Here is a 10454-nt window from a genome sequence, read left to right on the forward strand (position 1 = left end):
GCATCGATGTCCTCTTCGCCATGCTCCGCGACGGCACCTTCTACCAACCACCCACACCGACTACGGCTTGACGAAAACCATAGAGGCACCTTTTCGAGCCCCGGCCGCATGCTGGTGGGCTCGAACGATGCTGGAGTCGACCGACAGCACCCATTCGATGTCGCCCGCCGCGTCCGCGTTGGCCTGGGCGGCTTGGGCGGCTTGGAGCGTCCGTTCGAACGTGCCGTTCACTGCCCAGCGGCGGAAGCGGGTGTGGAGGCTGGCCCAGGAGCCGTATCACTCAGGCACGTCCCGCCAGGCGACCCCTGTGCGGAACTTCCACACGATCCCGTTGAGGACCATCCGGTCGTCCCGCCGGGGCCGCCCCAGCACGGGCCGGGGCAGCAACGGCTGGATGAGTTCCCACTCGGCATCGGACAGTTCGTGGCGGCGTATCACCACTCCATGATCCGCGATCCAAGATCACTTTGACGGCAGACCGCGGGACGTAGACCCTCAGACCCCGGCCGTGCAGAACACGCACGCCTGCCAGAACGGCAGCGCGTCCAGCACCCGGTGGCGTACGCAGGAGGCCATCGCGGCCTCCTGCGGCCCGGGCAGGACGCCCGTGCCGGCCCTCGCGGTCGCAGGGTCGAACTCCTCCACCATTGCTCGGTACGTGCGCAGGTACCCCTCGGCCCGTGGCGGCTCGTACGTCAGTTCCTCCCACCGGTGACGGGACAGCGCCAGATCGAGGACGCGCAGCAGGAAGTCCTTGGCCGTCGCTCGCTCCTGCGGCGTGTCCCCCCAGTCGAGCTCAGCCAGGCCGAAGCCGACCACCCCACGCCCCATCACGTTCTGGTCCTGGAGCGTCAGCAGAGCGGCGAAGCGGAAGTCCCACGGCTTGTGGGCCAGCGCGGACACGGCGAGCATCAGCACGTCCACGAACACCGCCGTGCCGCTGTTGGTCATTTCCAGGTACCGGCCGTCACCGCCGTCAAACACGTTCATGTCTTGAGAGTAAAGAGAGAGGGGGACGTACAACGTTTCGGCTGGCTCGCGACCCCTGCACCGCACCTCGTCCCCCAACTACCGCTGGGAGGTGCCCAACGTTGCCGAAGCACCCGAGTGCGTCCAGCACTCGTGCGCTCCTCCGCCTCGCGATGCATGGCATCGGAGGCCGCGGGCCTTACCGACGCTCCTTTGACGACACGGCCTAGTCGTCGGGCGGGATGGCTGTGCGTTCACGAGCCAGGCCTCACAGGTCCACCTGGGCGCGGGGTCGGCCAGTTCGAACCAGCTGTGCCGGCCTGCCGGCATCGGAGCGTCGCCCGGCCGGGCACGATCGGCCGGCCGTCGAGGACGTGCGGGTGGGGTGCGACCCCGCGCCACATGTGGACGCCGTTCCCCTTCGGGGGGCCTTCGTGCGGGAAGAGCCGGGCGCGGACCGCGGAGTCGATGCCGTCGGCGCCGACCAGCACGTCCGCGTCCTCGACCACGGGCAGGCCGCTCGACCGGTCCAGGAAGCGGGCGCGTACGCCGCCCGGGGTCTGCTCGAACCTCCGGAAGAGCAGCCCGGTACGGACCGAGTCCGGCCCCAGCCGCTCGCGCACCGCCGCCAGCAGCAGCATCTGCAGACGTCCCAGCCGTCACGATCACTGGTCGTACCGGGCCCGTCGTACCGGGCTCGGGCGGGCCCGGCTGGCACCGATGACCACCTGGGCCACCAGACCCGGAGCGCACGCGTTCATCCGTGCGGCCTTCGCCGCGAAGGGGCTGCGGCTGGACATCGCCTGCGCGACGAACGATGTCCCCCCTTCAAGTCGTGCTGGGCGCGGAGGGGATCGGTATCGCGCTGACCTCCCACGTGACTGGCAGCGACTCCGGGACCGCCTCGGACTCACCGTCGGATTCGGATCGGGGCTGTGCCCAGCGAGGCCGGGGCCTTGGGCCGCCGACCTCGCCCGGCCGTGTCAGAGTTCGTCGCGTGACGGATTGGGGTGGTTCCAGCCCGCGTTGAAGGTGTGGAGGACGCGTACGTACCGGCGTACCTGGCTCACGTTCTCGATGGGTCCGATGCCGTTGACGTACGGGACGGTCGGCCAGGAGGTGTTGCCCATGCCCTGGAGGTTCCAGTAGAAGTTGGACAGGGCGCCCCAGCTGTTCTCCAGGTTCTGCTGCCAGTCCGGCAGGCCCGTCCGGCCCGTGCCCCAGTCGCCGACCGCGGCGCGGAAGACCCCTTCGAGGTCGTTGAAGCGGGCTGCCTCCGAGGTCATCTGGATGAGCAGCATCAGGGAGCGGGCCGTGTTCTGCCGGTTGGCGTTGGTGGACGTCTGGTTGGCGAGCTGGACGATGGACGCCCGGATGTCGTTGAACCAGATCGGAATGCTGGAGCGGTCGCGCCCGGCTGCCTGGGTGAGGGAGTTGTAGTTGCCGCCGAACGGCAGGTCGGCAGTGGGGACGCCGAGCGCGCCGCGGTAGAACGAGGCGTCGCTGAACGTGTACGAGACGTTGCTGCCGTGCGGCGAGTACCCGACGACGTACAGGTTGTCGGGCTGGATCCACAGATCCACACCCCGGCGGTTGTTCTGGTCGTCGAGGGCCGTCAGGGACACCCGGACGATTCCCTCGTGCTGCGACGCGCCCTGCGTGTACTGGGCGCCGTCCGGCCGGGTGTGGGACACCGCTTCGCGCAGGCTGGCGAGGAAGATGGAGTAGTCGCGGGTCATGTTGGACTTGGGCGTGTCGGTCAGGTTGAGCCAGACGTGGTTGACGGACCCGTCCCCGGTGGCAGCCGTGGCCGGCGCTGCGGCCGAGAGGAATGCGGGTATGGCGGCCAGGGACATGACGATGGCGAGCAGCGCCCGGCGGAGTCCGCTGGGCCTGGTCGGGGCAATTCGGGGGCGCACGAGCATGTGGCGGTTCCCTTTCGGTGGACGCCCGTTGGGGGCGCGGTGATGGCGGGCATCGGTGGTTCGGGGCGGCCGCGCGGTGGCGCTGTTGCGAAGAGATTCGCGGACCGCACCGACTGGATGCGCCACGGGCGCTGGAGTTCGCAGATGGCGATGTGACGTGTGTCACGGAGCCTCGCGCGGCCGCTCGGTCGCGGGAGGCGGGCGCGTGGTGAACGCGTTGACACGAAAGAGTGTGAGTGGTTGAGTACTCACATGAAGAGCGAACGACCCCGCAAGCTGTCCACCGCCGAGGAGCGCCGCGAGACGGTGCTGCGCACCGCCATCGGTGCCTTCGCGGCGCGCGGCTACTGGGGCACCACCACGACGGAGGTGGCGAAGGCGGCCGGCATCTCGCAGGCGTACGTCTACCGCTTGTTCCCGAACAAGGAGCTGCTGTTCACGGCTGTGGTCGAGCACTGCTTCGTGCTGGTTCGGGCCGGCCTGGAGCGGGCGGCGGCCGAGGCGAAGGGCAGCTCCGCCGAGGTGGTGCTGGATGCGATGGGAGATGCGTACGCGCTGCTGATCAGCGACAACGACCTGATGCTGATCCAGCTGCACGCCCAGGCCGCGGCCGTCTCCGAGCCGGCCGTACGTGAGGCGGTCCGGCGGGGCTACGCCCGGGTGGTGGAGTACGTGCGCGGGGCTTCGGGCGGCACGGAGGAGCAGGTCCAGCAGTTCTTCGCGCTCGGCATGCTGTGCCACCTCATCGTCTCCATGGGGGCCGACGAGGTGGACGCCCCCTGGAGCCGGACGCTGTCCGCGGGCATCACGCACTACTGACGCCCGGCGCGGCCGGACGGCTTGGCTTGTGGGCGGGGCAAACGGCCCCGCCTTTTCTTAGGCGTCAAGTGTGAGTGGTCAACCACTCAAGGAGGAGCGTCATGAAGGTCGCCACCACCCACAGCCCCGGAGCAGCGCTCGCCGCTCTGGCGGGGGCGCAGTTCACCGTCATGCTCGCCACCTCGATCGTGAACGTCGCCCTGCCCCAGATCCGTGACGGCGTCGGGCTGTCGGACAGCGGCACCACGTGGGTGGTCAACGCCTACGGCCTGGCCTTCGGCGCGCTGCTGCTGGCCGGCGGGAGGGCGGCGGACCTGCTGGGCCGCCGCCGGATGCTGCTGGCGGGACTCGCGGTGTTCGGCGCCTCCTCCCTGGCGGCGGGACTGGCCGCCTCGCCCGCCGTGCTGATCGCGGCCCGAGCGGTGCAGGGACTGGGCGCCGCAGCCATCGCCCCGGCCGCGCTGGCCCTGGTGATGGATCTGTTCCCGCCCGGCCCGGGCCGGGGCAGAGCGCTGGGGGTGTGGGGTGCGGTCTCCGGCGCCGGTGGCGCGGCCGGAGTCCTGCTCGGCGGCGTCCTCACGCAGGCGGGGGGGTGGCCGTGGATCTTCTACGCCGTCGGGATCGGCGCGTTCCTGGTCCTGGCCGCCGTTGCCGCCGCCCTGCCGGGGGCGCAGTCCATCGTCAGCGGACGGTTCGACCTGCTCGGCGCCGCCACCGTGACCCTCTCGCTCACCTCCCTGGTGTGGGGGCTGACCACGGCCCGCCGCTCGGGCTGGACGGACACCACCGTCCTCGGGTCCTTCGCCGTCGCCATCACACTGCTGACCGCATTCGTCCTGGTCGAGCGCCGCCACCCGAACCCACTGCTGCCGCCCCGCCTGTTCCGCACCGGGCGTGTCTCCGCGGCCAACGTCCTCATGGCGCTGCTGGGCTCGGTGTGGATCGCCCTGTTCTTCTTCCTGCCGCTCTACCAGCAGCAGGTCCTCGGCTACAGCCCCCTGGTCACAGGACTGGGGCAACTCCCGCTCGCCTTCGCCAACATGCTCGGCTCCACGCTGGCACCGCGGATCTCCCGCCGCATCGGAGCCGGCGCGACCGTCACCGGCGCGCTGCTGACCGAGGCCGCCGGACTGCTGTGGCTGTCCCGGATCGACGCCCACGGCAGCTACCTCGCCGACGTCCTCGGCCCCAGCATCCTGATCGGCCTCGGCCTGAGCATCGCCTTCGTCCAACTGACCGCCCTGTCCGTCGAGGGCGTCCCCCTCGCGGACGCCGGGCTGGCCGGCGGCCTGGTCAACACCACCCGCCAGGTTGGTGGCGCGGTCGGACTCGCCGTACTGGCCACCCTCGCCGGCACCTCCACCGCCCACGCGGCCACCCACCAGCCACACCTGGAGGCGCTCACCGCCGGCTACCGCACCGCCTTCGGCATCGCGTCCGCGGTCCTGGCCGCCACCGCGGTCCTGGCCGCCCTCCTGACCCGACGCCGCCGTACCCCGGGCGGAGAAGCCCCGGGCACCGCCGAAGCCGCGCCGTCCGCCACCTTCCGCACCCGCTGACCCATCGCCAGACATCCCGAGAGGAAGACCAGCCATGGTCACCATCGACGAGACCGCTCCCGTCATCGTCCGCCTGTCCACCGTGATCGACGCCCCGCTGAAGCGGGTCTGGGCACTGCACACCGACATCGACGCCTGGCCGCGCTGGAACGCCCACGTCGACCAGGCCGAACTCGACGGCCCGTTGCTTCCGGGCCACTCCTTCAGCTGGAAGACGCACGGGCTGGACATCACCTCCACCATCCGCGAGGTCGTCCCCGGTGCGCGGCTGGTCTGGGGCGGCCCGGCCAACGGCATCGAGGGCGTCCACGTATGGACCTTCGAGCAGACCGGCAGCCAGGTCACCGTCCGCACCGAGGAGTCCTGGAGCGGCGCCCCCGTCGACGCCGCGACCGCCGAGCTCGGTCAGGCCCTGAACGACTCACTGACCGCCTGGCTCGCCGCCCTCAAGGCTCGCGCCGAGCAGACCGACTGACAGCCGCCACCTGCCGCGCCCGCGACATCTCTCAATCCAACGCCGCCACCGCTCACCGTCACGTCATACGAAGCGAGGTTCCTGCCATGACCACCGACACGAAGCCCTACCTGACCGGCCACTACGCCCCGGCCGTCGACGAGATCACCGCCACCGAGCTCACCGTCGAAGGCAGCCTGCCGCCGGAGCTGACCGGCCGGCTGATCCGCAACAGCCACAACCCCAAGCCCGGCGTGACCCCCACCCACTGGTTCAAGGGCAGCGGCATGGTCCACGGCATCCGTCTGCGGGAAGGCCGCGCCGAGTGGTACCGCAACCGCTGGGTGCACACCCCCGCCCTGGACGGCGCCCCCTACATGACCGAGCACGGCCCGGACCTGACGGCCAGTACCGCCGGCACCCACGTCATCGAGCACGCCGGGCGCCTGCTGGCGCTGTGCGAGGCGAACCTCCCCTTCGAGCTCACCCGGGACCTCGACACCGTCGGCGCCTACGACTTCAACGGCAAGCTGCGCGGCGCGATGACCGCGCACCCCAAGACCGACCCGGTCACCGGAGAGCTGCACTTCTTCGGCTCCTCGCCGTTCCCCCCGTACCTGACGTACTACGTCGCCGACGCCAAGGGACACATCACGCACAGCGCCGAGGTGCCGGGGGCCACCGCCTCCCTGAAGCACGACTTCGCCATCACCCGCAACCACGTGGTCTTCGTCGAAGGCACCGTCACCTTCGACCCGGCCGAGCACTCCGGCATCCCCTACGGCTGGAGCGATGCCCAGCCGGCCCGGATCGGCGTCATGCCCCGCGGTCCGCAAGGCGCCGGGCGGATCCGCTGGTTCTCCATCGAGCCCGGCAACATGCTGCACGCCGCCAATGCCTACGAGGACGCCGCGGGCCGCATCGTGCTGGAAGGCCCGACCGTGGACCGGGAAGGATTCCAGCTGTCCTGGAACTGGTGGGTCGGCGCCCCCGGCCGCGGCGCCGAGCCCAACACCCGCTCCTACAACCGCCGATGGGTTATCGACCTGGCCGCCGGCAGCGTCGACGAGCAGGCCATCGACGACCTCGCCATCGAATTCCCCACCCTCAACGAGGACTTCCTCGGCGCCGAGCACCGATACCAGTACGCGGTCTCCTTCCCGGACCAGGACGGCCGCGGCGGCTACGGCATCGTCAAGTACGACCGCACCACCGGCGCCCGCCGCATCCACCAGGCCGGCGACGCCCGCCTGCCCAGCGAGGCCGTCTTCGTACCCGCCGCAGGCGCCACCCGCGAGGACGACGGATACCTCCTCACCGTCGTCTCCGACCTCAAACAGGACACCTCCCAGCTCCTGGTCCTCGACGCCTACGGCCTCAACCGGATCGCCACCGTCCACCTTCCGCGCCGCGTCACCGCCGGCATCCACGGCTCCTGGATCCCCGACACCGACACCGACGGCCCCGACCTCGACGGCTCAGACGGCTGACCAGACCGGGCCCCCGGCGGACTCCGCCCTGCCCGGGGCCCGGCCCCTGCCCGACAAACCAGCCACCGACTCCACGAAAGGCATGTCCTCCCACGCGCACGCTCACCGCCGCAAAGCTCGCCGCCGCCACCACCGCCGCACTCGTACTCGCCGCCTCCGGCACCGCCTACGCCCACGGCGACGACAAGCCGGCCACGACCCTCAGCGCGGCCGCCAGGCACGCGGCCGACATACAGATCGATGAGACCGCGCCGGTCATCACCCGCAAGGACATCCGCATCCACGCCCCGCTGCACATCATCTGGAAGATCCAGACCGACGTGGAGAAGTGGCCGCTCTGGCAGCCCAAGGTCGACGTGGTCGAGATGGAAAGCCCTGGACGCCTGCGCCCGGGCTCGGTGTTCCGCTGGACCACCGAGGGGCTCGACATCACTTCCACCGTCAGGCAGGTCGAGCGCGGCAAGCGGCTGGTGTGGGGAGGCCCCGCCCAGGGCATCAACGCCGTCCACGTGTGGACGTTCACCCCGACCCGCGACGGCGTCCTGGTTCACACCGAGGAGTCCTGGGCCGGAGCGCCGGTAGTCGCCAACCAGGCCGCGCTGCAGGCCGCCCTCGACGAATCCCTCCACAATTGGCTGAACAACCTCAAGCACGAGGCAGAAGCGCAAGCCGCCAAGTAACACGACCCCGATGTGCCGGACCTGACGCCAGGTCCGGCGCATCGGCAGGACTGGCGCGCTCAATTCCGAGTCGGTCTCTACTGAGCTCTGCACCAGGTCGGCGTCGGTGATCGATTCCAAGGCGGCAGCGCAGACAAGCCGTCATGCCCGTCAGCAGTCGAAGACCGACCAACAGATCTCGTTGCGCAACCGCTGGCCATCCAGGACGAGTTCGCGAATCGGATCCGGGAGCTGTTCGCGCTGCCAACGGCACTCCAGTCGGCCGGCACTCTCACCCTCCCGCCCGGGGCCGCCGCACGCGCGACCTTGATCGCGTAGGTAGCAGCGCCAAGTTCCTGCGCGGCGACATGTGCCATCACTGCCGCCTGGCCGGCGGCGTACGCGGCATTCCGAGCGTCTCCGCCCAACTCCCTTGCCGCAGCCATGGCATGGCCACCCGCCGCTCGGGACCGAGACATCCTGATCTCGCTGCCCGCCCATCCCCGAATCTGCTCGATCGCCTCCCACCCTCCCGCCCTCCCACCCTCGTGGCCGACCGGTCGGCCTCCAGCGCGGTGACCCGAGAGCTGATGGCGTGGCAGCCGGCGGGGCCGAAGCCTGTGCGCCGGCTCCACCGGCTGGCCGCCCCGGGACTCCATGGGCACGAATGGCGGCCGGCTCCCACTGGCTACGCGGTGCGCCGGTCCGGATCTGAGCCGGCCGGCACCGGAAGGGGTTGGCGTGTCGCAGCACCGCCCGATCCACCGTCAACCGGATAGGTAATCCGGATCTGCTACGTTGATCGACGTCAACCGGATAACTCATCCATATAGGCGGGAGTGGTCGTGCGATGAAGCAGACAGCTGTGGTCACGGCAGGGACGGCGGGAATCGGCTTGGAGACGGCCTTGGGGCTGGCCGCGGCCGGCCTCGCGGTCACCGTGGTCGGGCGTAACGCCGAGCGCGGTGCCCGTGCGGTCGAACGGATCAACGCCACGGCGCCGACGCATTCCGCCCGGTTCCTGGCCGCCGACCTCGCCTCGCTCGACGCGGTACGCGCTCTCGCCGACCGGATCGCCGCCCAGGGTCCGCTGGCCGCGCTGGTCAACAACGTCGGGGCGATGTTCCCGGACCGACAGGACTCCGTCGACGGGATCGAAGCGTCGTTCGCCGTCAACCACCTCTCGCCGTACCTGCTGACCGAACTCCTGCTGCCCGCGCTGCGAGAGGGCGCGCCGAGCCGGATCGTGAACGTGACCTCGGGTGCGGTCGGCGTCGCCAAGCGCGTCTTCGACGCCGTCGAGCCGCCCGGCGGCTACTACGGCTTCCACTGGTACGGCCGCGCCAAGCTCGCCAACCTCGCCTACACCCTGGAACTGGCCGGCCGGCTGGACGGTACGGGCGTCTCGGTCTTCGCCGCGGACCCCGGCGGTGCCTCGACCGACATGACCAACGGCACCATGAACGACCCGAAGATCGTCTCGCCGGGGCTTCGGCTGCTCTGGCCGCTGGTCAAGCGCAAGTTCGAACGCTCCACCTCGGGCCCGGCGTCCACGGCGGCCAAGCCGTCGGTCTTCGCCGCCACCGACGGCTCGCTGGCCGGCCGGACCGGCGTCGTCATCGGACCCCAGGCGCATCCGGTCACCCCCTTCCGCGCGGCAACCGACCGCCGCACCGCCGAAGCCGTCCGCCACCTCAGCGAGCGCCTCGCGCCACTCACAGCCACGGCCGGGTGACGGGACAAGGCCCGTACGCGGGGCAATGCGGATGGGTTATCCCATTAAGCTGCTCCCATGACGACCGCCCCCCTGCGCAAGGACGCCGCCCGCAACTGGGAACGGATCGCCGCCGTGGCCCGCGACCTCGTGGACGAGGGCACGCCACTCCAGCTCAACGACGTGGCCCGCCGTGCCGGGCTCGGCGTCGCCACCGTCTACCGTCACTTCCCCACCCCGGAGGCGCTCCTGGAGACCGTCGCCACCCCCTGTCTGGAGGCGCTCGCCGCCCACGGCGAGCAGGCACTGGCGAACGACGACCCCGGGCGCGCCCTCACCGGCTTCCTCACCCGCACCATCGAAGCGCAGGTCACCGACGCCTCCCTGGCCACGGTGACGGCCGCGCCCACGGATGCCCTGCCGCGTACCACTGAACTGAAGCGGACCCTGTGGTCGGTCGGCGCGCAGCTGCTCGACCGGGCCCGCGACGCCGGGGTGGTGCGCCCCGACCTGACCTCCGGCGACCTGGTCCCGCTCATGTGCGGGATCGCCTACGCCGCAACCGTCCACAGCGCCCCCGAGGCTCGCGCCGACACTGCCCGACGCTATCTGACCGTGCTCCTGGAAGGCTTGCGCACCGAGTAACTCCAGCGGCGACCCTCTGCCGACGAAGGACAGCGGCAAGCGCGGGACGGCCGGATCCGCCGGAGCTTCGCCGTCCGGGCGCAGGGACCACGAGGCTGCCCACCCATCGCGTCGGCCAGTCGGTCAGCTTGACTCTGTCGGGGATCTTGGAGTTGCCGAGGTCAGGTGCCCAGGGTGCGCCAGGATTTTGGCCGGGGGATTTCGCGCTGGTCGAGGTAGT

At 70.7% G+C, this 10454-nt stretch carries 13 protein-coding genes; 7 read left to right on the top strand and 6 right to left on the bottom strand.

Features of this window, described 5'->3' with window-relative positions; all coding sequences use genetic code 11:
- Nucleotides 1–276: 276 nt before the first annotated feature.
- The 5 genes from ACZ4YL_RS41065 to ACZ4YL_RS41085 form a co-directional block, all read right to left on the bottom strand.
- Complete coding sequence (locus tag ACZ4YL_RS41065) at nucleotides 277–438, bottom strand: transposase (protein ID WP_468123597.1); 162 nt, start codon at nucleotides 436–438, stop codon at nucleotides 277–279.
- Nucleotides 439–495: 57 nt separating this feature from the next.
- On the bottom strand, nucleotides 496–990 hold the full coding sequence (locus tag ACZ4YL_RS41070) for a hypothetical protein (protein WP_468123599.1): 495 nt from the start codon (nucleotides 988–990) through the stop codon (nucleotides 496–498).
- Between the two features lie 233 nt (nucleotides 991–1223).
- Nucleotides 1224–1610, bottom strand: coding sequence for an FAD-dependent monooxygenase (locus ACZ4YL_RS41075; RefSeq protein WP_468123601.1), 387 nt, complete (start codon nucleotides 1608–1610; stop codon nucleotides 1224–1226).
- Between the two features lie 24 nt (nucleotides 1611–1634).
- Nucleotides 1635–1769, bottom strand: coding sequence for a hypothetical protein (locus tag ACZ4YL_RS41080; protein WP_468123603.1), 135 nt, complete (start codon nucleotides 1767–1769; stop codon nucleotides 1635–1637).
- Nucleotides 1770–1952: 183 nt separating this feature from the next.
- Nucleotides 1953–2894 carry a ribosome-inactivating family protein gene (locus ACZ4YL_RS41085; protein WP_468123605.1) on the bottom strand — a complete coding sequence of 314 codons (942 nt, stop codon included), beginning with the start codon at nucleotides 2892–2894 and terminating at the stop codon, nucleotides 1953–1955.
- Between the two features lie 252 nt (nucleotides 2895–3146).
- On the opposite strand from ACZ4YL_RS41085, the gene ACZ4YL_RS41090 reads away from it, so the two are divergent.
- The 5 genes from ACZ4YL_RS41090 to ACZ4YL_RS41110 all read left to right on the top strand — a co-directional run bounded on the left by ACZ4YL_RS41090 (nucleotide 3147) and on the right by ACZ4YL_RS41110 (nucleotide 7896).
- Nucleotides 3147–3713 (top strand): TetR/AcrR family transcriptional regulator, encoded by a 567-nt coding sequence (locus ACZ4YL_RS41090; protein WP_468123607.1) that lies wholly within the window; start codon nucleotides 3147–3149, stop codon nucleotides 3711–3713.
- Between the two features lie 101 nt (nucleotides 3714–3814).
- Complete coding sequence (locus ACZ4YL_RS41095) at nucleotides 3815–5272, top strand: DHA2 family efflux MFS transporter permease subunit (RefSeq protein ID WP_468123609.1); 1458 nt, start codon at nucleotides 3815–3817, stop codon at nucleotides 5270–5272.
- A 34-nt stretch (nucleotides 5273–5306) separates the two neighbouring features.
- Nucleotides 5307–5747 (top strand): SRPBCC family protein, encoded by a 441-nt coding sequence (locus ACZ4YL_RS41100; RefSeq protein WP_468123611.1) that lies wholly within the window; start codon nucleotides 5307–5309, stop codon nucleotides 5745–5747.
- An 86-nt stretch (nucleotides 5748–5833) separates the two neighbouring features.
- Entirely contained in the window at nucleotides 5834–7216 is a 1383-nt protein-coding gene (locus tag ACZ4YL_RS41105) for a carotenoid oxygenase family protein (RefSeq protein WP_468123612.1), read from the top strand.
- Between the two features lie 272 nt (nucleotides 7217–7488).
- Entirely contained in the window at nucleotides 7489–7896 is a 408-nt protein-coding gene (locus ACZ4YL_RS41110) for an SRPBCC family protein (protein ID WP_468123617.1), read from the top strand.
- A 77-nt stretch (nucleotides 7897–7973) separates the two neighbouring features.
- Here ACZ4YL_RS41110 and ACZ4YL_RS41115 read toward each other — a convergent pair whose 3' ends face one another.
- Nucleotides 7974–8534: a putative immunity protein gene (locus ACZ4YL_RS41115; protein WP_468123619.1), complete on the bottom strand. Its 561-nt coding sequence runs from the start codon at nucleotides 8532–8534 to the stop codon at nucleotides 7974–7976.
- A 191-nt stretch (nucleotides 8535–8725) separates the two neighbouring features.
- Here ACZ4YL_RS41115 and ACZ4YL_RS41120 point away from each other — a divergent pair, with 191 nt between their 5' ends.
- A complete protein-coding gene (locus ACZ4YL_RS41120) occupies nucleotides 8726–9610 on the top strand; it encodes an SDR family NAD(P)-dependent oxidoreductase (protein ID WP_468123614.1) in 885 nt (294 codons plus the stop codon).
- 57 nt (nucleotides 9611–9667) lie between these two features.
- Nucleotides 9668–10234, top strand: coding sequence for a TetR/AcrR family transcriptional regulator (locus ACZ4YL_RS41125; protein WP_468123616.1), 567 nt, complete (start codon nucleotides 9668–9670; stop codon nucleotides 10232–10234).
- Nucleotides 10235–10454 lie beyond the last annotated feature (220 nt).

This window comes from Streptomyces sp. NPDC030021 (assembly GCF_055574035.1).